At 55.9% G+C, this 22,636-nt stretch carries 23 protein-coding genes; 14 read left to right on the forward strand and 9 right to left on the reverse strand.

Annotated features, from left to right (window positions below; genetic code table 11):
• Positions 1-57: 57 nt before the first annotated feature.
• From nadS to pckA, 3 genes are all read right to left on the reverse strand, one after another.
• Positions 58-354, reverse strand: coding sequence for a NadS family protein (gene nadS / locus V6940_RS08620; protein ID WP_333495572.1), 297 nt, complete (start codon positions 352-354; stop codon positions 58-60).
• On the reverse strand, positions 351-623 hold the full coding sequence (locus tag V6940_RS08625) for a type II toxin-antitoxin system RelE/ParE family toxin (protein ID WP_333495573.1): 273 nt from the start codon (positions 621-623) through the stop codon (positions 351-353). The genes nadS and V6940_RS08625 overlap by 4 nt, the downstream gene beginning before the upstream one ends.
• A gap of 172 nt (positions 624-795) precedes the next feature.
• Positions 796-2,412 (reverse strand): phosphoenolpyruvate carboxykinase (ATP), encoded by a 1,617-nt coding sequence (pckA, locus tag V6940_RS08630; RefSeq protein ID WP_333495574.1) that lies wholly within the window; start codon positions 2,410-2,412, stop codon positions 796-798.
• Positions 2,413-2,780: 368 nt separating this feature from the next.
• On the opposite strand from pckA, the gene V6940_RS08635 reads away from it, so the two are divergent.
• A complete protein-coding gene (locus tag V6940_RS08635) occupies positions 2,781-4,499 on the forward strand; it encodes a DUF4153 domain-containing protein (protein WP_333495575.1) in 1,719 nt (572 codons plus the stop codon).
• An 84-nt stretch (positions 4,500-4,583) separates the two neighbouring features.
• Here the strand turns inward: V6940_RS08635 and hslO are convergent, their stop codons facing one another.
• From hslO to V6940_RS08655, 4 genes are all read right to left on the reverse strand, one after another.
• On the reverse strand, positions 4,584-5,462 hold the full coding sequence (hslO, locus tag V6940_RS08640) for an Hsp33 family molecular chaperone HslO (protein WP_333495576.1): 879 nt from the start codon (positions 5,460-5,462) through the stop codon (positions 4,584-4,586).
• Positions 5,463-5,485: 23 nt separating this feature from the next.
• On the reverse strand, positions 5,486-5,887 hold the full coding sequence (gene hslR / locus V6940_RS08645; protein WP_185668992.1) for a ribosome-associated heat shock protein Hsp15: 402 nt from the start codon (positions 5,885-5,887) through the stop codon (positions 5,486-5,488).
• Positions 5,888-5,897: 10 nt separating this feature from the next.
• A complete protein-coding gene (gene yrfG, locus V6940_RS08650) occupies positions 5,898-6,566 on the reverse strand; it encodes a GMP/IMP nucleotidase (protein WP_333495577.1) in 669 nt (222 codons plus the stop codon).
• 68 nt (positions 6,567-6,634) lie between these two features.
• A complete protein-coding gene (locus tag V6940_RS08655) occupies positions 6,635-8,782 on the reverse strand; it encodes an intracellular growth attenuator family protein (RefSeq protein ID WP_333495578.1) in 2,148 nt (715 codons plus the stop codon).
• 303 nt (positions 8,783-9,085) lie between these two features.
• Between V6940_RS08655 and nudE the strand changes: the two genes are divergently transcribed.
• Complete coding sequence (gene nudE / locus V6940_RS08660; RefSeq protein ID WP_333495579.1) at positions 9,086-9,649, forward strand: ADP compounds hydrolase NudE; 564 nt, start codon at positions 9,086-9,088, stop codon at positions 9,647-9,649.
• A 26-nt stretch (positions 9,650-9,675) separates the two neighbouring features.
• Here nudE and mrcA read toward each other — a convergent pair whose 3' ends face one another.
• The gene (gene mrcA, locus V6940_RS08665; RefSeq protein WP_185668988.1) at positions 9,676-12,228 is read right to left on the reverse strand and encodes a peptidoglycan glycosyltransferase/peptidoglycan DD-transpeptidase MrcA; all 2,553 of its coding nucleotides are present in this window, start codon (positions 12,226-12,228) and stop codon (positions 9,676-9,678) included.
• 119 nt (positions 12,229-12,347) lie between these two features.
• Here mrcA and V6940_RS08670 point away from each other — a divergent pair, with 119 nt between their 5' ends.
• The 12 genes from V6940_RS08670 to trpS all read left to right on the forward strand — a co-directional run bounded on the left by V6940_RS08670 (position 12,348) and on the right by trpS (position 22,392).
• A complete protein-coding gene (locus V6940_RS08670; RefSeq protein WP_333495580.1) occupies positions 12,348-13,127 on the forward strand; it encodes a pilus assembly protein in 780 nt (259 codons plus the stop codon).
• Complete coding sequence (locus V6940_RS08675) at positions 13,124-13,663, forward strand: PilN domain-containing protein (RefSeq protein WP_333495581.1); 540 nt, start codon at positions 13,124-13,126, stop codon at positions 13,661-13,663. The genes V6940_RS08670 and V6940_RS08675 overlap by 4 nt, the downstream gene beginning before the upstream one ends.
• Positions 13,650-14,117 carry a HofO family protein gene (locus V6940_RS08680; protein ID WP_333495582.1) on the forward strand — a complete coding sequence of 156 codons (468 nt, stop codon included), beginning with the start codon at positions 13,650-13,652 and terminating at the stop codon, positions 14,115-14,117. Before V6940_RS08675 ends, V6940_RS08680 begins: the two co-directional genes overlap by 14 nt.
• A gap of 4 nt (positions 14,118-14,121) precedes the next feature.
• The gene (locus V6940_RS08685) at positions 14,122-14,541 is read left to right on the forward strand and encodes a HofP DNA utilization family protein (protein WP_333495583.1); all 420 of its coding nucleotides are present in this window, start codon (positions 14,122-14,124) and stop codon (positions 14,539-14,541) included.
• Positions 14,423-15,655 (forward strand): DNA uptake porin HofQ, encoded by a 1,233-nt coding sequence (gene hofQ / locus V6940_RS08690; RefSeq protein WP_333495584.1) that lies wholly within the window; start codon positions 14,423-14,425, stop codon positions 15,653-15,655. The genes V6940_RS08685 and hofQ overlap by 119 nt, the downstream gene beginning before the upstream one ends.
• A 281-nt stretch (positions 15,656-15,936) precedes the next feature.
• A complete protein-coding gene (aroK, locus tag V6940_RS08695) occupies positions 15,937-16,458 on the forward strand; it encodes a shikimate kinase AroK (protein ID WP_185668982.1) in 522 nt (173 codons plus the stop codon).
• A 56-nt stretch (positions 16,459-16,514) separates the two neighbouring features.
• Positions 16,515-17,609: a 3-dehydroquinate synthase gene (aroB, locus tag V6940_RS08700; protein ID WP_220440252.1), complete on the forward strand. Its 1,095-nt coding sequence runs from the start codon at positions 16,515-16,517 to the stop codon at positions 17,607-17,609.
• Positions 17,610-17,693: 84 nt separating this feature from the next.
• Positions 17,694-18,986 carry a cell division protein DamX gene (gene damX, locus V6940_RS08705; RefSeq protein WP_333495585.1) on the forward strand — a complete coding sequence of 431 codons (1,293 nt, stop codon included), beginning with the start codon at positions 17,694-17,696 and terminating at the stop codon, positions 18,984-18,986.
• Positions 18,987-19,095: 109 nt separating this feature from the next.
• Complete coding sequence (dam, locus tag V6940_RS08710) at positions 19,096-19,929, forward strand: adenine-specific DNA-methyltransferase (RefSeq protein ID WP_185668979.1); 834 nt, start codon at positions 19,096-19,098, stop codon at positions 19,927-19,929.
• Positions 19,930-19,963: 34 nt separating this feature from the next.
• Positions 19,964-20,641 carry a ribulose-phosphate 3-epimerase gene (gene rpe, locus V6940_RS08715; protein WP_185668978.1) on the forward strand — a complete coding sequence of 226 codons (678 nt, stop codon included), beginning with the start codon at positions 19,964-19,966 and terminating at the stop codon, positions 20,639-20,641.
• Complete coding sequence (gene gph, locus V6940_RS08720; RefSeq protein ID WP_333495586.1) at positions 20,634-21,395, forward strand: phosphoglycolate phosphatase; 762 nt, start codon at positions 20,634-20,636, stop codon at positions 21,393-21,395. The genes rpe and gph overlap by 8 nt, the downstream gene beginning before the upstream one ends.
• A complete protein-coding gene (gene trpS, locus V6940_RS08725) occupies positions 21,388-22,392 on the forward strand; it encodes a tryptophan--tRNA ligase (protein ID WP_333495587.1) in 1,005 nt (334 codons plus the stop codon). Before gph ends, trpS begins: the two co-directional genes overlap by 8 nt.
• Before the next feature lie 66 nt (positions 22,393-22,458).
• Here the strand turns inward: trpS and V6940_RS08730 are convergent, their stop codons facing one another.
• The gene (locus V6940_RS08730; RefSeq protein ID WP_333495588.1) at positions 22,459-22,632 is read right to left on the reverse strand and encodes a DUF4223 family protein; all 174 of its coding nucleotides are present in this window, start codon (positions 22,630-22,632) and stop codon (positions 22,459-22,461) included.
• Between the last annotated feature and the right edge of the window lie 4 nt (positions 22,633-22,636).

Here is a 22,636-nt window from a genome sequence, read left to right on the forward strand (position 1 = left end):
GGTGCGGTGTACCGTCCCGGCGACGCTTCGCTTGGCCGGGCTACTTGTATGGGCGCGCTAAATGGCGATCAACTGCTTAATGATAAATGGGTTGGCCTGAATCAGCAGCAGGAGTTTTCGCGGTGCCCCAGTTGGTTGTCGACGTTTTGTCTCCCAACTTTTTACCAGGTCGTGGCTCACGCCGACGGCGATGGCAAAATCTTGCTGGCGCAGCCCGGTGGCTTCGCGAATGGCTTTCACATCGATCTCGCTGAAGGTATGGATGTGCTCAGGCTTTGGTGTCTCATCGCCTTTTTCAATGCGTACCATTTCTTCTGCACTGGCCAGCAGATCGGCAAATAATTCATCTTTCATGGTTGCCTCATCGCATTGGATAACTGCTTCAAAACACTTTTCTGCTCTTCCGTTAAATCATCCTGTTCATTCTTAGGATAAATCAGCGCCAGATAAATCCTGCCTTTACTCGTTACGTTAAAGTAAATGGCCCGAACTCCACCTCGTTTTCCCATTCCGGGCCGATTCCAGCGTATTTTCCTGAAACCGCCTGTGCCTGAAATGGTTTCTCCTGCTTCCGGGTTCTCAATAAGAATCTCCTGGAAAGCGCGGAACTCATCGTCAGGCAATCAGACCTGACGCCGTTTACTGAATCCTTGTAGCTCGATGAAGGTGAACATTACGCTTCCTGCGTAGTTGATATCTCCATCAAGTATAAGTGTACTCGGTACACTTAAAAAGTGTTTGGATAAAAAAAAGCCCTTATCCCGAAGGGTAAGGGCTCAACTGTATGTCTACCCGTTACAGCTTCGGCCCTGCGCTCACCAGCGCGGCGCCTGCCGGGGTATCGGTGTATTTCTCGAAGTTCTCAATAAACAGCTTCGCCAGCGCTTGCGCTTTTTCCTGCCACTGCTCCGGCGAACCGTAGGTGCTGCGCGGGTCGAGGATGTGGGTGTCTACGCCCGGCAGTTCGGTTGGGATCTGCAGGTCGAACATAGGCAGGGTGAAGGTTTCTGCGTTGTCCAGCGAGCCGTCGAGGATGGCATCGATAATCGCGCGCGTATTCTGGATAGAGATACGTTTGCCGGTGCCGTTCCAGCCGGTGTTGACCAGGTAAGCCTGCGCGCCAGCGACTTGCATGCGTTTTACCAGCACTTCTGCGTACTGCGTCGGGTGCAGCGACAGGAAGGCTGCGCCGAAGCAGGCGGAGAAGGTTGGGGTTGGCTCGGTGACGCCGCGCTCGGTGCCCGCCAGCTTCGCGGTGAAGCCAGAGAGGAAGTGGTACTGCGTCTGATCGGCGGTGAGGCGCGATACCGGTGGCAGAACCCCGAATGCATCGGCGGTCAGGAAGATAACCTTGGTCGCATGGCCCGCTTTTGACACCGGCTTCACGATATTGTCGATGTGGTAAATCGGGTAGGAGACGCGGGTGTTCTCGGTTTTGGAACCGTCGTCGAAGTCGATAGTGCCATCGGCCAGTACGACCACGTTTTCCAGCAGCGCATCGCGGCGAATCGCGTGGTAGATATCAGGCTCAGCGGCTTCGGAGAGCTTGATGGTCTTCGCGTAGCAGCCGCCTTCAAAGTTAAACACGCCATCGTCGTCCCAACCGTGTTCGTCATCGCCAATCAGACGACGTTTCGGGTCGGTGGAGAGGGTGGTTTTACCGGTGCCTGAGAGGCCAAAGAAGACCGCCACGTCACCTTTTTCGCCGACGTTAGCCGAGCAGTGCATGGATGCGATGCCCTGCAGCGGCAGCAGGTAGTTCATGATAGAGAACATCCCTTTTTTCATTTCGCCGCCGTACCAGGTCCCGCCGATCAGCTGGATGCGCTCTGTCAGGTTAAACGCGACAAAGTTTTCCGAGTTGAGACCCTGCTCTTTCCACTGTGGGTTAGTGCATTTTGCGCCGTTCATCACGATAAAGTCTGGCTTGAAGGTCTTCAGCTCTTCATCGGTTGGACGGATAAACATGTTCTTCACGAAGTGCGCCTGCCAGGCGACTTCAGTAATAAAGCGGACGGACAGGCGGGTGTCTTCATTCGCGCCACAGTAGGCATCGATGATGAACAGGCGCTTGCCGGACAGCTGCTGGGAGACCAGGCCTTTAAGATGTTGCCAGATTTCAGGCGACAGCGGTTTGTTGTCATTTTTGCCGTTACCCTTATCAGACCACCATACCGTGTCGCGCGTCGTGTCGTCGCGAACGATATATTTGTCTTTCGGAGAACGGCCGGTAAAGATACCGGTATCGACAGAAATTGCGCCCAGGTTCGTTAAGATACCGCGCTCATAACCTTCCAGGTTAGGATCGAGTTCTTCTTGATACAATGTATCGTAATCGGGGTTGTAGACGATATCCTGTGCGTCGTTAATACCATAAGCCTTGAGGTCCTGCGGGGTTATACCGTTGCGCATTTCACTGCTCCTTAGCCAATATGTACTGCTATAAATTCTATGGGTATTTTAGGGGTGTTGACCGCGACCAGGCTCATAGATTTACGTATCCCGACAAACGTCTTACTTACGAAAACATTGTGACTCCTGTCACGAAGCGACAGGGATTATGACAGGAAAAGCCCCATAATTGGCACGAATGTTCTTAAATGGTTACAAAATGGTTTAATTGACAGCGTAAATGTGAAATTAATCGCATTTATGAAAGAAAATTACGTAATGCTTTCAGAGAAAAAATCGATTCACCACGCTGAGCGTAATTGAGTTTTGAGGCGCTAACCGGGACGCGAAACGCGTTTTTTCTTCACTTCTGGAATGGGAATATCGATATGGATGCTGTGACTCCTCTTTCATCCCCAACCCGCTGGGGTATGGTGCTAACCGGCGTCATACAAGGGATCTTGTGCTATTTACTGACGATGTATCTGATCCCTAAAAACAGCGGCTGGATGTTTTACGCCTTGCCGGGAAGCCTGGCATTATCTTCTGTGCTGCTGTTTACCGTGGTCTCCTTCAAACAGCGCGCGCTATGGTGCTGGCTGGCGGTGGTGCTGGTGGTGGTATTGGGGATGGGGGGCTGGCTTAAGTTCAACCTCAACGAGGAAGATCACTGGCGGCAGTACGATACGCTGTGGACCTACGGCTGGTGCCTACTGCTGATGGCGATGCTGGCGCTGCCATGGCTGCAGTATCGCCTTCAACCTGCACCCGGCGTGGCGCGCTATGCGCACTTTTATGCCCAGCAATGGCAGAACGCACTGACATTGCTGCTGATTGGTGTCGCCAACGGCCTGGTATGGCTGGTTCTGCTGCTCTGGAGCGGACTGTTTGAACTGGCCAATATTACTTTCTTTTCGCATCTGTTCTTCGACACGCAGTGGTTTGTCTTTATCTGCATTGGTCTGGTGACTTCACTGACGGTGATCCTTGCCCGCCAGAATGAACGACTGATTGCCGCCATCCACAAACTGCTGGCGCTGATTGCCACCGGGCTGCTACCGCTGGTATCGCTGCTGGCGCTACTGTTTCTGGCCACGCTGCCATTTGCTGGCGTGACGGCGATTTCCCAACGTTTTTCCGCCGCGGGGCTGCTCTCTGCGCTGGCCTTTGTGCAACTACTGCTGACGGCGATGGTCTGGGTACCGAACCAGGCGCGTCTGGCTTATCCACGGCCGCTGCGCGGTTTGATTCTGGCCGCAGTGATGCTCTCGCCGGTTTACGTTCTGATTGCCGCCTGGGCGCTGTGGGTGCGCATTGGACAGTATGGTTGGACGTCAGACCGTCTACACGGTGTGCTGGTGGTGGTGGTTCTGCTGGTCTGGTCGGTGGGCTATTTGCTGAGCCTGCTACGCCGCCGCGACGATCCCTCCTCTGCACTTGGAAAGGTGAATCTGGCGGTATCGCTGCTGGGTCTGGTGCTGCTGGCGCTGCTGTATACGCCGGTGCTGGACAGCTGGCGTATCAGCGTGAATAGCCATATGGCGCGGTACCACAGCGGGAAAATCAATGCTGATCAGGTCAGCCTGTACATGCTGTCGCACAGCGGTAAGCCGGGGCGTGCGGCGCTGCTTGAGTTACAGAAAGATAAAGAGTTCACCAAAGATGCGAAGCGTCAGCAGCAGCTTAAGCGCCTGTTGAGCGGCGACCTTAGCCCTACGGTAAAACTGACCGCCGCCGTGCTGGCGAAAAACGTGATGGTGTTGCCGGGGAGTACACCACCGGATGATGCGCTATGGACGGCGGTGATTGAACGCCGTTATCTGGTGGAGTCCTGTGGCGATGCCGATAGCTGCGTGCTGGTGAGTCAGGATCTCAACGGTGATGGTAAAGCGGAGCAGGTGCTGTATGCCTTTGGCGATCGTACCGTGCTGGTCTTTGGTCAGAGCGAGAAGGGCTGGGAGTACAAAGCGAGTGCGCCGCTGCCATCCGGCGTGAATAAAGCCAAGTTGCTGCAGGCTACGAAGGATGGGACGTTAGGTTCGAAACCGAAGGCGTGGAAAGATATTACGCTGAGGGATGAGACGGTAGTGCTGGAGTATCGGCGCTGATTTTCCCCGGCGGCGCTGCGCTTGTCCGGGCTACAAACGATCGTAGCCCGGTCGAACGAAGTGACGCCGGGAAAGGCTCAGAACTTAATGAACCTGCGGGTCAGACGGTGCCGCGTTGTTGCGAATTTCTGCAATATCCATCGCGTTGAACACATAGTGGCTACCGCAGTAGTCACAGTGCATATCAATTTCGCCTTCTTCTGCCAGGATGCTGTTCAGTTCTTCATCCGGCAGCGTTTTTAGCGCATCGCCGCAGCGTTCGCGCGAACAGGTGCATTTGAACTCTACGTCCTGCGGATCGTACAGGGTGACTTCTTCTTCGTGGTACAGACGCCACAGCACATCGTTAGCCGGCAGCGTGAACAGCTCTTCGGCTTTGATGGTGTCGGTCAGCGCCGCCAGGTGTTCAAAATCTTCCGGCTGCGCATTCTGTGCAGGCATCACCTGCAGCAGCATCCCGCCCGCCGCTGGCTTACCGTCGGACTCGCCGGTACGAATAATCAGACGGGTTGGTAGCTGCTCAGAGCGCTGGAAGTAATCTTCCAGACAGGCAGCCAGCGTATCGCCTTCCAGACCCACCACGCCCTGATAGCGCTCGCCTTCGGCAGGGGTAATGGTGATCACCAGATAGCCGTTGCCGATAAGCGTTTTCAGGTCGGCGTCTGCCGGAATATCGCCCTGCACGCGCGCGACGCCGCGCAGCTGCTGGTGGTTGTTACCGTTGATCACCGCCAGCGTCATTGGGCCATCGCCCTGCAGCTGCACGGTGATATCGCCATCAAATTTCAGCGTTGCGGTTAGCAGGCTGGTGGCGACCAGCAGCTCTGACAGCACGTTTTTAACCGGCTGCGGATAGTTATGGCCTGCCAGGATCTGTTCGAGCGTTTCGGATACGGTGACCAGTTCGCCACGCACGGCATAGTTTTCAAACAGATAGCGATGTAATTGATCGTGTTGAGTCATAATTTTCTCTCTTGGGGTGGCAGTTATTCACTGTCGCCGTATTTAAATCTCATCAGGTCGCGCCGCTCTTTTTTATCCGGCCGTCTGTCCGGATGCGGCATGGTCAGCGCATTTAACTTGCGCGCCAGGGCGACTTTTTCGCGCTTCTCGATACTTTCCGCCGTCTCTTCATAAAGCGAGACCGCCTCCGTCGCCGGACGCCGCTGCTCCGTGATGCCTTTCACCACCACGGTGCGCTCATCGTTTCCCTGGCGAAGCGTCAGTTGGGCGTTCAGTTCAACCACTTTGCTGGGCTTGCTGCGCTGCCCGTTGTAGTGAACCTTACCGCCTTCAATCATCTCTCGGGCCACGGCGCGCGTTTTATAAAACCGCGCGGCCCAGAGCCACTTATCAAGCCTGACGCCTTCGGTAGACTTCTCTTTCATGGTCGCTCCTTCACTGCAGTGAGGGGATCAGACGACGGTAATCGTTAAGCGCGGGATGACGCAGGTACTGCTTTTCCGCAAGGCCGGAGTCGGGGTTGGTTACTCCGAGGCAATAGCGGATCCCAAAGTGGGTGGCGGCATCCAGGATGGGTTCGCTATCGTCAATAAATAACGTGCGCTCGGCATCCAGACCCGTATGTTCCTCAACTGCCCGCCATAACCGCTGATCCTCTTTCGGATAACCAAATGTATGGGTGGAAAGTAATAAATCAAGGTGCTCACCGAGACCGGTGTGTTCCAGCTTCACCGCCAGGTTGTGCGGATGGGCGTTGGTCAGCAGAATGCGGCGCTTGCCGCTAGCTTTCAGCGCGTTCAGGAACGGAATCGTATCTTCACGCAGCACCGCGCGCGGCCCTTGTTCGCTGGTCATCGAACAGATATCGAGGCCTAAACGATCGCTCCAGTAATCCAGACAGTACCAGTTTAGCGTATGTTGCACCGCATGGTACTCCTGGCGAATGGCTTCCTGCGCCGCTTGCGGCGTGATCCCAAGCTTTGCGCCGTAGGTTTCCGGCACCAGCTTTTGCCAGAAATAGTTATCGAAAGCGAGGTCGAGCAGCGTGCCATCCATGTCCAGAAGAACGGTATCTACCTCGCGCCAGGCGATATCAAAATGCATGGTGGGTCTCCAGACGGAAGAAATGCGCGACAGATTAACATAACCTGTCGCGATGATGACTATGAGGTTTAGTGCGTTGGAAAATCGGACTTGAACTCTTCAGGGGCGGAAAGCAGCACGGGGTTGGTGCAGCTCTCATAATATTTCTGAATGTCAGCCAGACGTTCACGATGGCGATGATAGCGGCGCAGCGCTTGTATGCCGTTGTATACCGCACAAACCATCATTGCGAGCATCAGCAGCGTGGTGGCCAGATAGTGCCACAGCCCGCTGCTATCCGGCATCCGGTGCAGGTTAATGTGCTGCGTGCCGTTGGCGTCGGTATAGAGATTGGTGACGATCCCTTCGGCATGGAATGGCGTATGCATCAGCATGCCCGCCAGCCGCTGAAACTCTCCCCACTGCTCGCTAGCCGGGTAGTCATACAGCATGGTGGTGGGATAGGGCTGGCTGACAAAATCACTGCCTTCATCGCTGGTGATCAGGAAACCGCCCGGTGCCGGGCTATTCAGCGCCTGCGCCGCGCGTGCGGTTTCACGCAGAATAAACGGCGCGGTGGAGGTATCGACCAGGTTGTCCAGCGACTCGGCGCTGACCGGGCGCAGCAGAACGTTGACGCCGTCGAGCTTGCCGGAGTTGGCGCGCTTCACCAGCGCATCCCAGTCGCGGGTGTTGCCGAGGTTAACCAGCGCATTTTTCAGGCGCACGCAGTCATCGGCGGCAGAACAGAGATCTTTGGTTTTCAGCACGATATCGGCGAAGTCGTCCAGCAGCACCATACCGGATTTCTGAATAGCCGAACGCAGCGCGGGGCTAACGCGAGAATCATCATCCGCCGTTGGGTGTAACTGACGGTTGACAGCCTGCACCAGCGCGGTCGCTTTATTGACGGTTTCTGATTCCGGCAGCGGCAGGCGAGGGGCATCGTTCCAGATAATCTGTGAACAGTCGAACGGCAGGAACGGTGAACTCTCCTGTGCCGTCCAGGTTCCCGGCGAATGGATGTTACACATCCCCGTTCCGCTGATGTGCAGCGTATCGCCGACGCGGACGCCCGTCTGCTGCAGCTGGCGAACGTCTTTGGCCTCAATGGTTTGCGCACCTTTAAGCCAGGAAAGGGTAAATTTGAACGGCATGTTCAGCGGCACGCTGACCCACATCATGATGGCCACCAGCAGCGCGCCGCCGCCGATAACGACGCTGCGCAGCCAGTGCTGAAGCGGGAAGTTTTTGACTTCGTCATGCAGAGAAAGAAAACGCCCCTGGCGCACCACGTGTCTATCGAGATAGATATCAATATCCGTTTTCTGCCCCAGATCCTGGGCCACGAATGGCTGCCAATGGCGAGGGTAGATTAAGTCGATAATCCCAAGGGAGATGTTGTTGATCTGCTCCTGATCGTTCTCTCCAAACAGACCCCAGCGCTTTGGCGTACCGCGCAAGCAGTGGATCTCACGCAGCGATGACTTTGTCGGCGGCGCAAACAGCCCCCACAGTCCGGCGCACAGCAGCAGAACGGCGATGCCGAAAATCCACGGCGTAAACACTGCCGGGGCGATCAGCCCACAGTAGAAGAGAATGAAGGCGGCGACGATCAACAGCGCCTCTCGCAGGCCGTCAGGTCGGCTTAGTGCGTGCTCTTCATGGGTTTCCTGGCGAATGTTGAGCAGCTCAATCTGCTCGCTCTCTTCACCGCGGATAGAGGCCTGAGTCGAGGTGGATGACTCCAGGGCAAAGCTTTTATTTTCAGGCGAGTAGGTCTTGAGCGAATGGCCGTTCAGGCCAATAACCAGCGGCACGTCGTCGGTGGCGATAAGCTCAATACTGTTTTCATCGGTAATGTGTTGTTCCCAGAACGGCGGCAGATGCACTTCCACGGAGTCGAGGAAATAGCGCCACTTATTAGGATCATCGGTGGTGATACCGTAGCGGGTAATGGCGCGCGTCAGCGTAAAAACGGTGTTGCTCTGTGGCGTGAGCGTCAGCGCCGCAGGGGCGATAGTCGCACCGGACGCTGGCATCTGCTGAACCTGATTAAGATAGCTGAGGTAGTTTTCAACGCCCTGGCGCTCTTCATCGGTGAGTTTCCGCGTGGTGGCACCCGGAAATTGGTGCAGCCACGGCAGCTGAAGACGTTTCGTCCGTTTACGCAAGAGCCAACCGACCAGCATGGCGCAGATCAGTATCGCTACGGTAAAGATCATCAGTGTGCCCATGCTTTTCCCATCATACTTATTTTAGAGGTCTCTTCGTTGCCTGCTTTTCGTATAAACCATTGGCACGTATTACACATTCACAAAAAGAGTCTATAGACTCTCGCAAAACGTAAGCATAACAAACCCATCGGCTAGCGAGTATCAGTAAATTCTCAATTGTAATTCAAGCTCTTGACATTTATCCATAAATGAGAGATGAGAAGCAATAGGTTGCAACAATGTAAATAAAGCGCGTTTTGCATTGCTGGAACGGCACCGCTATCGCACAATGATAAAAGTCATTACAGCAAAGACCCCGGCCCAATGAGCAAATCATTACAGAAACCTACCATTCTCCATGTTGAAACCGTCGCGCAGTCACGCCTTTTTAACGTGGAAAGCGTTGATTTAGAGTTCAGCAATGGCGTACGTCGCGTTTATGAGCGTATGAAACCGTCCTCGCGCGAAGCGGTGATGATTGTGCCGATTGTCGACGACCACCTGATTTTAATCCGCGAGTACGCGGTAGGCACCGAGTCCTATGAACTCGGTTTCTCGAAAGGGCTTATCGACCCTGGCGAAACGGTGATGGAAGCAGCGAACCGCGAGCTGAAAGAAGAGGTGGGTTTCGGCGCGCATGAGCTGACCTTCCTGAAAAAGCTCGGCATGGCGCCGTCCTATTTCTCCAGCAAGATGAATATCGTCGTGGCGGAAAACCTCTACCCGGAATCGTTACCGGGTGATGAGCCAGAGCCGCTGCCGCAGGTCCGCTGGCCGCTGGCGAACCTGATGGCGCTGCTGGACGAACCTGATTTCAACGAAGCGCGCAACGTGAGCGCGCTGTTTCTGCTGCGCGAGTGGCTAAGAGAACAGGGCCGATTGCCATAAAAAAAGGCGCCATCGGCGCCTTTTTCTTAGAACAACTCGTGGGTTTCCCCGTTATCAATCACCTCGGTTCCCACCTCGTGAACCGCCTGCTGCGTAGGCTGCGTTCCGTCGATGAAGTACTCCTCACGGCTACTGCCCCCGTTGGCTAACTGCCCGGTGCTGCGGTCGATATTGACCGTGACCACGCCCGGCGGTGGGGTGAGCGGCTGCTCAGGAACGCCTGCCAGAACCTGCTTCATAAAGGCATCCCATGCAGGCTGCGCGCTCTTCGCGCCGCCTTCGTAGCCGGAGATCTGATCTTTGATAGCGCCGGATGCCGTCGTGCGTCCCAGGTCGCGACGATGATCGTCAAAACCAATCCACACTGACGTTACCACGCCCGGACCGTAACCGGAGAACCAGGCATCTTTCGAGCTGTTGGTGGTACCGGTTTTACCGCCGATATCACGACGGCCCAGGTCACGCCCAGCACGCCAGCCGGTACCCTGCCAGCCCGGTTCGCCGAAGATATTGGTGTTCAGTGCGCTTTTAATCAGGAACGACAGCGGCGTGTTGATCACGTGCGGTGCGTATTCCTGAGCGCCGGTCTGAGCAACCAACTGCTGATTAGCTTGTTCAAGCGCCGGCATCGGTACGGTGGAATTCTGCGGCATCTGGGAGACAGCGACATCTTCAACGTCGTTGTTTTCCAGCACGTTAGACTTCTGTGTATCGCCATAGATAACCGGGATATTGCAATCAGGGCAGGCAATTTTCGGTTTCGCTTCAAACAACACGCCGCCCTGGTCGTTTTCAATCTTGCTGATGTAGTACGGGTCGACCAGGAAGCCGCCGTTAGCCATTACCGCATAGCCGCGCGCGACCTGCAGCGGGGTAAAGGAGGCAGAACCCAGCGCCAGTGATTCGGTATGCACGATGTTATCCGCCGGGAAGCCGAAACGCTGCAGGTATTCTGCCGCGTAATCAACGCCCATCGCGCGCATTGCACGTACCATTACCACGTTCTTCGACTGCCCCAGACCCTGGCGCAGACGGATTGGACCCGCGTACTCCGCCGGGGAGTTTTTCGGCTGCCAGTCGGAACCCGCGCCGGCATCCCAACGGGAGATAGGCACGTCGTTAAGCATACTGGCGAGGGTTAAACCCTTGTCCATCGCGGCGGTGTAGAGGAACGGCTTAATGTTTGAGCCGACCTGACGCAGCGCCTGGGTGGCACGGTTAAACTTACTCTGGTTGAAATCGAAGCCGCCAACCAGCGCAATAATGGCACCGTTTTGCGGATTGATGGAGACCAGCGCGGAGTTTACGTCCGGCACCTGCGCCAGCCACCAGCTATCGCCGTTCTGACGAACCCAGATTTGCTGACCTGCCTGTACCACATCGGTCACTTTACGCGGCGTCGGGCCCTGCGCGGTGTCTGAACGGTACGGACGCGCCCAGCGCATCCCTTCCATGGCTAATGACACCGAGGTGCCATCAGCCAGTTGAACGGTCGCTTCCTGAGGATTGGCGGCGGTGACAACGGCAGGCACTAACGGGCCATAGGACGGCAGTGGACGCAGCGACGCGCGAATTTTTTGGCTATCCCACGGAGTTTCGCCCGCTTTCCACAGCACGTTTGATGGGCCGCGATAGCCGTGACGCATGTCGTAATCCATCACGTTATTGCGCAGCGCCTGCTGGGCCGCCTGCTGATTCTTGCGGGTGATAGTGGTGTACACGCGATAGCCGTCTTCATAGGCCTGCTCGCCATACTGCTTAACCATATCCTGACGCACCATCTCCGTTAAGTACGGGGCAGAGAAGGCAATCTCCGGGGCGTGATAGTCGGCGTCAATCGCTTCGTTACGCGCCTGGTCGTACTGTGCCTGGGTGATATAGCCTTCGCTCAGCATGCGCGACAGCACCACATTGCGGCGCGCGGTGGCGCGATCCAGCGAGTAGAGCGGGTTAAAGGTGGACGGTGCTTTCGGCAGACCGGCAATCACCGCCATCTCGCTCAGGGTGAGCTGATCGACGGGTTTCCCGAAATAGACCTGAGCGGCGGCACCCACGCCATACGCGCGGTAGCCGAGGTAAATCTTGTTCAGGTACAGCTCAAGAATCTCGTCCTTGCTCAGCATTTGCTCAATACGAATAGCGAGGAACGCTTCCTTCACTTTACGCATCAGCGTCTTTTCAGGGCTGAGGAAGAAATTACGCGCGAGCTGCTGAGTGATGGTACTTGCCCCCTGCGACGCATGGCCGGAGAACATCGCTACGCTTGCCGCACGGAAGATACCGATGGGGTCGATCCCGTGGTGCTCGTAGAAGCGGCTATCTTCAGTCGCAATAAACGCTTTCACCATTTCTGGTGGGATCTGGTTGAGGGTCATAGGAATACGGCGTTTTTCACCGTACTGCGCGATGAGTTCACCGTCCGCGCTATAGACCTGCATTGGCACCTGCAGGCGCACGTCTTTGAGCGTCGCCACGTCGGGCAACTGAGGCTCAATATATTTGTAGAGGCCGTAGATCGAGCCTGCTCCCAGCAGAATGCAACAGACTGCAAGGATGAATAAATACTTTACGAACTTCACCGGAGATTTCCCATTAAGTGTCATTTGGGCAGTTTATAAACAAACGCGCGGTAGTATAAAGGCAAGCCAGATGCATTGATATAGCCGTCACTGTGAGGTGACGTAAGGATGATCGTGAAATGGCTTTCAGATGCTGGCAAATGGGTCTTCATATTCAGCAGGATAACGTCTTTATCGTTGCGCTTCAGCGTACTCGCGGCGGCTGGTCCCTTCGCCGCTGGTGGCAACTGCCGCTATCGCCGTCTGCGCAGCAAGGCGACGACGCGCTGCTGGCGGTACTCAAACCGTGGCGGCAGGAGTTGCCCTGGCAGCACGCGGTATGCCTGGCCTTTCCGGCCAATAGAACGTTACAAAAAAACCTTCCTCTTGCGGCGATGTCGCTGCGCGAAAACGAACAAACGCAGTGGATTGCCAGCGCGATGTCGCAGCAGCTTGAGATGAATGCGGCATCGCTCTGCTTTGACTATCACCTGGCAGAGCCGCAGGGGCACTGGAACGTTACCGCGGCGCAGCAGCACGATATCGCCCGTCTACAGCAACTGGGGCAGGCGCTGCGTTTACAGATTGCGGCGATCACCCCCGATGCCTGCGCGCTCCAGACCTTGGTGCCCCACTTAGATTCGCAGGATGCCATGCTGGTCTGGCGGGATACCCAGCAATGGCTTTGGGCAAGCCGGGAAGGCTGGGGACACTGTGCATTTGACGATGCCCCCTCGCTGACGCAACTCGCCGTCCAACTGGGCGTCAACCCACAGCGCCTGGTGTGCTGTACTGCTCAGCCTGGCGAATATAAAGGCTTCGATCCCTGGAGTGCAGTGGTGCAAAAGTATCCACCGTTGCCTGCCAGAGGCGATGACTTTGCGGTGGCACTGGCGCTGGCTATGAGGGCGGCATCATGAACATCCCACTGGTGAATTTTCTTCCTTGGCGACAGCGTCGCTTGCGGCGATTGCTTCAGCGCTGGCTCGGGTGGACAGGTGTTGTCTGGCTGTTGTGCGGCGTGCTGGCGTTTATCGGGCGCGGGTACTGGCTACCGGTCGCGACGGTCAGCAATCTCCATGCCGAAGCAGAGCGACAACTGGTGCAGCAACTGGCGCAGCGGGAGCAAGCGCTCCAGGCGGGTTTACAGCAGCAGGTTGCCCTTAACAAACGACAGCACACTCGACAGCTAACCGAAGCCTGGTCACCCCGACTGCTGGCGCTGGCCGCGCATTTTCCCGCTTCGGCGTGGCTGAGCGGGCTTAGCTACCGTGACGGCGTGCTGTCGCTATCAGGCGGGTTGACGACGGTTTCCGCGCTGGCTGAGGTTGAGCAAACGCTGCGAGCTATCCCTGGGTTTCGCCTGGGGCAGGCCGGGAAAATTCAGCGCGATAGCGCCGGCCGCTGGCAGTTCCAGTACGCATTACGCGAGGAGGGTGGAAATGCGTTGCCTTGAACGCCTATGGCCGCTCTCTCCCAGGGCGAAGGTGGGGGCGGGAGCGCTACTGTTGATGCTGATAGCGATGTACGGCGGCTACCGGGTCGAACACCAGGCCTATGTTGAGGCGGAAAAAAGCCGCGAGGTATGGCGGAAACAGCACGAGCAGTACCTGGCGCGCTGGCATCGCGTCGCTCACCTCAACGCTGACGCGCGCTCCGCACCATGGCTGGAAGAACAGGATATCCCACCGTTCTCTCCGGTTGATTTTCAGCGGGCTGACGCCCGTCTGGCCCATTGGCAGCCTTCAGAGGCGGGCGGCGAAATCTCGCTGGATACGCTATGGCATGCCGTTCCTGGCACCTTTTTGCGGCTGGCCGAGCTCGGAATGCGGGTTGTGGGCTTTACTCTGGCAACGCACGACGACGTGCTCCGTTTTACCCTGCAACTGGTACGCGACGATGAATCCTGAACGCGTGCTTCTTTTATTACTCACCGTTCCGCTGCTATGCGGAATGCGGGATCCCTTTGCCCCAGTGATAGATGCCTGCCAGACAGCGCAGCTTGCTGACTGGCACTACCGGGGTGGAACGCAATCGGCATCACGGCTGATTGGCATGGCGCAGGAACGGGATGGACGCTGGCGGCGCGTGGAGGTCGGGCAGACGCTGAATGCCGGCTGGCGGGTTATGGCGATCACGCTGGATAGCCTGACCGTGGAAACCGGTGAGGGGTGCGAGCCCAGAATCTGGCAATGGAAAAGAGAAGGAATGCCGAATGATAAAAAGGATAGTGCTGTTGATGCTGGCGCTGGTGTCAGCGCTGGCTCCGGCGAAAAACGTCACGCTGGTGGTGGACGACGTGCCGGTCGCGCAGCTGCTCCAGAGCCTCGCTGACCTGGAGCAGAAGAACATGGTTATCTCCCCAGAAGTGCAGGGAACGCTTTCGCTCCAGCTGCGTAACCTGCCGTGGCAGCAGGCGGTGCAGACGGTAATCAACAGTATGGAACTGGTGCTCACACAGGAAAGGGGCGTCTATTACGTGCACTCGCAGCGCTGGCGCGAAGAGAAGCAGGCGAGAGTGCAGCAGGAAAAAGAGAAACGCCAGCAGACGCTGCCGCTGATGAATCGCAGCCTGGTGCTACACTATGCCGATGCCAGCGAGCTGGCGAAAGCTGGGGATAAATTACTGAGCGCTCGTGGTTCACTCACCGTCGATAAACGAACCAATCGCCTGATGGTGCGCGATGACCGTGAACACCTCCCGGCGCTGGAAGCGTGGGCAAAGGAGATGGATATCCCGGTTGGGCAAGTAGAGCTGGCGGCCCACATTGTCACTATCAACGAAACCAGCCTACGAGAATTAGGGGTGAAGTGGAATCTTGCTGACGCTGCCGGGACAACCGGTTCTGGCAAGATCACTACCTTAAACAGCGATCTCTCGGTTGCGGACGCCACGACGCGCGGCGGGTTTAATATTGGGCGCATCAACGGTCGGCTGCTCGAGCTGGAACTCTCGGCGCTGGAACAAAAGCAGAAGGTCGATATCATCGCGAGCCCACGGCTGCTGGCCTCGCACTTGCAGCCTGCCAGCATCAAACAGGGCAGCGAAATCCCTTATCAGGTCTCCAGCGGTGAGAGTGGCGCGACCTCAGTGGAGTTTAAAGAGGCGGTGCTCGGCATGGAAGTCACACCGACCGTGCTGCAAAACCAGCGTGTTCGCCTGAAACTGCGTATCAGCGAAAACATGCCCGGCCAGGTGCTACAGCAGGCGGACGGCGAAGTGCTGGCGATTGATAAACAGGAGATTGAAACCCAGGTTGAGGTTAAAAGCGGGGAAACGCTGGCGCTGGGCGGCATTTTTTCGCAGAAGAATAAAAATGCCAGCGATAGCGTCCCGTTCCTTGGCGATATCCCCTTGTTGGGCCATCTTTTTCGTCACGATGGTAAGGACAATGAGCGGCGCGAGCTGGTGGTGTTTATCACCCCGCGTATTATTTCTGCGCAGTAGCAACGGGGAAACGTGCTGATTTGGTGAATAAGGTGTTTCCCAAGTTTGACGTGGGGCCGGATTTAGCATACAAGGAGTACCGATTTGAGCGTCAGTGAATAACATTCCTTCCTCCTGAAGTCTGCTGATTTAATCTGTTGCCAAACCAGCCGGAGTATTGAGATAATTTTCAGTCTGACTCTCGCTCTATTGCATAAGAGGTTTCAGTTCATGTCCAGCGACGCGCGAACGACTGCGGCGCGGATTTATCATTAACGAATAGTCTTAGTAGTACCAAAAAAATGGCAGAGAAACGCAATATCTTTCTGGTTGGGCCTATGGGTGCCGGCAAAAGCACCATTGGGCGCCAGCTGGCTCAACAGCTCAATATGGAATTTTACGATTCTGATCAAGAGATTGAGAAACGAACAGGCGCTGACGTGGGCTGGGTCTTTGATGTCGAAGGCGAAGAAGGTTTCCGTGACCGCGAAGAAAAAATCATCAATGAGTTAACGGAAAAGCAGGGTATTGTTCTGGCAACAGGCGGTGGCTCTGTAAAATCACGTGAAACGCGCAATCGTCTCTCCGCTCGTGGTGTCGTCGTCTATCTGGAAACGACCATTGAAAAACAGCTGGCACGTACTCAGCGCGATAAAAAGCGCCCGCTGCTGCAGGTCGAAACTCCACCGCGCGAAGTGCTTGTAGCGCTGGCTGATGAACGTAATCCACTGTACGAAGAGATTGCGGATGTCACCATCCGTACTGACGATCAGAGCGCAAAAGTTGTCGCCAACCAGATTATCCATATGCTGGAAAGCAACTAATACTGGCCCAGAATAGAACGCCAGCGAATAAAAGTAACTAAGGTGGACGTCGCGTTATGGAGAGGCTTACTGTAACTCTCGGGGAACGTAGTTACCCGATAACCATCGCGGCTGGTTTGTTTAACGATCCAGCTTCCTTCTTACCGCTCAAGTCTGGCGATCAGGTTATGCTGGTCACCAACGAAACGCTGGCACCGCTCTATCTGGACCAGGTTCGTTCCGTGCTGGAGCAGGCTGGCGTGAAGGTTGATAGCGTCATTCTGCCGGACGGCGAACAGTATAAAAGCCTGGCCGTCATGGACACCGTCTTTACTGCGCTTTTGCAAAAACCGCACGGTCGCGATACGACTCTCGTTGCTTTAGGCGGCGGCGTTATTGGCGACTTGACCGGTTTTGCCGCGGCGAGCTATCAGCGCGGCGTGCGTTTTATTCAGGTTCCTACCACCTTGTTGTCTCAGGTGGACTCTTCGGTTGGCGGCAAAACTGCGGTCAACCACCCTCTCGGCAAAAACATGATCGGTGCATTCTGGCAGCCAGCCTCTGTGGTTGTTGACCTGAACTGCCTGAAAACGTTGCCGAAACGCGAACTCTCCTCCGGTCTTGCTGAAGTGATCAAATACGGCATCATTCTTGATGCGCCGTTCTTTGACTGGCTGGAAGAGAACATCGATGCGCTGATGGCGCTCGATGAAAAAGCGATGGCGTACTGTATTCGCCGTTGTTGTGAGCTGAAAGCGGATGTTGTGGCAGCCGACGAGCGCGAAACCGGGTTACGTGCTTTACTCAATCTTGGGCATACTTTTGGTCATGCGATCGAAGCCGAGATGGGTTACGGCAACTGGCTGCACGGTGAAGCCGTTGCGGCAGGTATGGTCATGGCCGCGCATACATCAGAACGTCTGGGGCAGTTTGCTGCCGAAGACACGCAGCGCATTATCGCGCTGCTCAAGCGCGCAGGCCTGCCGGTTGCTGGCCCGCAGGAAATGTCGGCAGAGGCGTATCTGCCGCACATGATGCGAGATAAAAAAGTTCTTGCTGGCGAAATGCGGTTAGTGTTGCCGCTGGCCATCGGGAAAAGTGAGGTGCGCGGTGGCGTATCCCACGACGTGGTTCTTGGCGCTATTGCTGATACTCAGCAAGCGCAACTATAAGAAAGGTCAAGCCGCGTTCGCGCGGTGTTTTAACTTCAGGTGATATGCAATTGTCGTGGCATAAGCCTTTTAGTGGGGTGTTAAATGGATGAATTTAAACCAGAAGACGAGCTGAAACCCGATCCCAGCGATCGTCGTACTGGTCGCTCTCGTCAGTCTTCCGATCGTGACAACGAGCCACAGATCAACTTTGATGATGTGGATCTCGATGCTGATGAGCGTCGTCCGTCCCGTAGTCGCAAAACGCGTGAAGAAGATGAGCCGGAAGACGAATACTATGAATCTGATGAGGCCGAAGAGGGCGATGCAGAGGAAGTGGTAGAGCGCCGCCCGCGTAAACGTAAAGCTGCTGCGCCGCGCAAACCGGCCTCCCGCCAGTATGTCATGATGGGGCTTGGCGTTGTCGTGCTGCTGGTGCTGATCGTCGGCATCGGTTCAGCCCTGAAAGCACCATCCTCTAACGACCAGAGCGCCTCTTCTGAGAAGAGCGTGTCGCTTTCTGGCGATACCAATACCGATCAGGCCAATAATTCTGCTCAGCCTGCCGCCCAGGAGAATACTCCGTCGCAGCAGCAGGACGTCTCCCTGCCACCGATTTCCTCTACCCCTACCCAGGGCCAGGAAAACGCGGCACCGGACGGCCAGCAGCGCGTTGAGGTTCAGGGCGACCTGAACAATGCGCTGACGCAGCAGCAGGGTCAGATTGATAATGCGGTAGTGAATTCCACGCTGCCAACTGAACCTGCAACCGTCGCGCCAATTCGCAACGGTGCTCGCCCAGCAGTGACCGCACCGGAAGCGCCTCGCCAGACGGCGACCGCCCCGCGTCCGGAACGCAAGCACACGGTTATCGAAACCAAACCGCAGCCGATGGCAACGGTGAAAACGCCTGCGCCAACCGCGCAGACCAAGCCTGTTGAAACTAAGCCAGCGGTGACTGCGCCGAAGCATACCGAAACCGCAGCGACCGCGGCACCGGTTAAAGCGCCGGTGACGGCAACCGCAGCGGCGAAACCAGCAGCGACCACTACCGCGCCAACCGCAACGGCCGCTACAGCAGCACCTGCTGCGGCGGCAACCGGTAAATCTGCGGGCGATGTGAACGCGCTGAAAACCGCTTCTGGCTCGCACTACACGCTGCAGCTCAGCTCCTCTTCCAATTACGACAACCTGAACGGTTGGGCGAAGAAAGAGAACCTGAAAAACTACGTGGTGTATGAAACCTCCCGTAACGGTCAGCCGTGGTACGTGCTGGTCAGCGGCATCTACGCATCTAAGGATGATGCGAAACATGCTGTCACCACGCTGCCAGCTGACGTCCAGGCGAAAAACCCGTGGGCGAAGCCGCTGCATCAGGTACAGACTGACCTGAAATAATCGTTATTAAGACAACCCTATCCGCACCACCGCGTGCGGATAGGGGAGAAGCGCAGGATGCTGTCGGAGCTTTCTCCACAGCCGGAGAAAGTGTAATTAGTCAGGCCGCATGAAAAAAAATCGCGCTTTTCTGAAATGGGCGGGAGGCAAGTACCCTCTGCTCGACGATATTAGAGATCATCTGCCTGCCGGCGATTGTCTGGTTGAACCCTTCGTTGGTGCTGGATCGGTATTCCTGAATACCGATTTTTCGCGTTATATTCTGGCTGACATTAACAGCGACCTCATCGAGCTCTATAAAATCGTCAAAACTCGCTCCGATGAGTACATCGACCGGGCGCGCACGATGTTTGTGCCTGAGAACAATGACGCCGACCGCTACTATCAGCTGCGCGAAGAGTTTAACCGTAGTACCGACCTGTTCCATCGCGCGGTGCTGTTTTTATACCTCAACCGCCATGGCTATAACGGCCTGTGCCGCTACAACCTGCGCGGTGAGTTTAACGTCCCGTTTGGGCGCTATAAGAAGCCCTATTTCCCGGAAGCCGAACTGCGCCACTTTGCTGAAAAGGCGCAGAATGCCGAGTTCTACTGCGAGTCTTATGAAACCTGCATGACTCGTGCAGACGCGCGCTCCGTGGTGTATTGCGATCCGCCGTATGCTCCGCTGTCGGCCACGGCGAACTTCACGGCGTATCACACCAACAGCTTTAGCCTGGAGCAACAGGCGTTTCTGGCGAATAAGGCCGAAGAGCTAGTGGCGAAGCGAATTCCCGTGCTGATTTCCAACCATCGCACGCCGCTGACGCTGGAGTGGTACAAAAATGCGGCGGAAACGTATACCGTAAAGGTTCGTCGCAGTATTAGCCGCAACGGCGGCACACGTAAAAAGGTGGACGAACTGCTGGCCCTATATCGCCCGCCTGGAAAAAAACAACGTTAAAAGACCCTAATGGATAGGCTCTGAGGAGATGCGGATGAAACAGTACCTGATTGCCCCTTCAATTTTGTCGGCCGATTTTGCCCGTTTAGGCGAAGATACTGCCCGCGCGCTGGCTGCCGGGGCGGATGTGGTTCATTTCGATGTTATGGATAACCATTACGTGCCGAACCTGACCATCGGCCCGATGGTGCTGAAAGCGCTGCGTAATTACGGCATCACCGCGCCAATCGATGTTCACCTGATGGTGAAGCCGGTTGACCGTCTGGTTCCGGATTTTGCCGCCGCAGGCGCCAGCATCATCACTTTCCATCCTGAAGCTTCCGAACACGTAGACCGCACGCTGCAGCTGATTAAAGAGCACGGCTGTAAAGCGGGCCTGGTGTTTAATCCGGCAACCCCGCTGACCTACCTTGACTACGTGATGGATAAGCTTGACGTTATCCTGCTGATGTCGGTTAACCCGGGCTTTGGCGGCCAATCCTTTATCCCTCACACCCTCGATAAACTGCGCGAAGTTCGTCGCCGTATCGATGAGTCCGGTTATGACATTCGTCTGGAAGTGGATGGCGGTGTGAAGGTGAACAATATTAGCGAAATTGCTGCGGCAGGGGCGGACATGTTTGTCGCCGGCTCGGCGATTTTTGACCAACCAGACTACAAAAAAGTCATTGATGAAATGCGCAGTGAACTGGCAAAGGTAAGTCATGGATAAATTGCAGACCATTCGCGGCGTCGCGTTTGACCTCGATGGCACGCTGGTAGACAGCGCGCCGGGGCTGACCGCCGCCGTTGATAGCGCACTTTACGCGCTTGAGCTTCCGGTTGCAGGTGAAGACAGGGTCGTCACCTGGATTGGTAACGGTGCCGATGTTCTGATGGAACGTGCCCTCAACTGGGCCCGCCAGGAACGTGCGAGCCAGCGTGCCGCTCAGGGTAAACCATCGGTGGATAGCCACGATATTCCTCAGGACGAGCAGCTTCGCGTGCTGCGCCGCCTGTTCGATCGCTACTACGCTGAGTTCGCTGAAGAGGGCAGCTTCCTGTTCCCTCACGTGGCAGACACATTGGCTGCACTGCACGCCAACGGCCTGCCGCTGGCGCTAGTGACGAATAAGCCGACGCCGTTTGTGGCCCCGATTCTCGAATCTTTGGGCATTGCTGACTACTTCACCGTAGTGATTGGCGGCGATGACGTGCAGAACAAAAAGCCGCATCCGGAACCGCTGCTGAAAGTGGCGGAGAAGCTGGCGTTAGCGCCGGAAGCGCTGCTGTTTGTCGGTGACTCCCGAAACGATATTCAAGCCGCTAAAGCGGCGGGCTGCGCCTCCGTCGGCCTGACCTACGGCTATAACTATGGCGAAGCCATCGCGCTCAGCGAGCCGGATATTATCTTCGACCACTTTAATGAACTGCTGCCCGCTCTCGGGTTTGCGCACAGTGAACATCAGGAATCAGAACATGACTAAGCCCATCGTATTTAGCGGCGCACAGCCGTCAGGTGAACTGACCATCGGTAACTACATGGGTGCACTGCGTCAGTGGGTCAACATGCAGGACGACTATCACTGCATCTACTGCATCGTCGATCAGCATGCGATTACCGTTCGCCAGGACCCGCAGGCGCTGCGTAAAGCGACGCTCGACACGCTGGCGCTGTATCTGGCCTGTGGCATCGACCCGGAAAAAAGCACCATCTTCGTACAGTCTCACGTGCCGGAACACGCACAGCTGGGCTGGGCGCTGAACTGCTACACCTATTTCGGTGAACTGAGCCGCATGACCCAGTTCAAGGATAAATCCGCCCGCTACGCCGAAAACATCAACGCCGGTCTGTTTGACTACCCGGTGCTGATGGCGGCAGACATTCTGCTGTATCAGACTAACCAGGTACCGGTTGGCGAAGACCAGAAGCAGCACCTTGAGCTGAGCCGCGATATTGCCCAGCGTTTTAACGCCATTTATGGCGACGTGTTCAAAGTGCCTGAGCCGTTTATTCCTAAGTCCGGCGCGCGTGTGATGTCGCTGCTCGAGCCGACGAAGAAGATGTCCAAGTCTGACGACAACCGCAACAACGTGATTGGCCTGCTGGAAGACCCGAAATCCGTGGTCAAGAAGATCAAACGCGCGATGACCGACTCCGAAGAGCCACCTGTTATCCGTTACGATCTGAAAGAGAAAGCGGGCGTCTCTAACCTGCTGGATATCCTTTCCGGCGTTACCGGCCAGAGCATTCCAGAGCTGGAAAAACACTTCGAAGGCAAGATGTATGGCCACCTGAAGGGCGAGGTGGCAGAAGCGGTGTCCGGTATGCTGACCGAACTGCAGGAGCGTTATAACCGCTTCCGTAACGACGAAGCGTTCCTGCAGAAGATCATGAAAGACGGGGCTGATAAAGCCAGCGCGCGTGCTTCACAAACGTTGAAAGCGGTGTACGAAGCAATTGGTTTCGTCGCTAAGACGTAATCGTCATACTGATAAATAAAAAAACCGGGATATTTCCCGGTTTTTTTATTTTTGGAATAAATGTTTTTATTCCGCCTGTGCCGCGTCGCCACAGCCGCCAATAATTTTAGAGATAGAAATGGCCGGGTGTAGCAAATAATCGTATGAGCAATTATCTTTTTTGTTCTGGATTGAACCGGTGCACGCCGTCAGGGTAGACAGTGCCAGCAGGACTGCCGCGGCTTTTAACATGTTTTTCATTTAT

The sequence above is a fragment of the Kluyvera sp. CHPC 1.251 genome, from assembly GCF_036759945.1.
Classification (GTDB): Bacteria; Pseudomonadota; Gammaproteobacteria; order Enterobacterales; family Enterobacteriaceae; genus Kluyvera; species Kluyvera sichuanensis.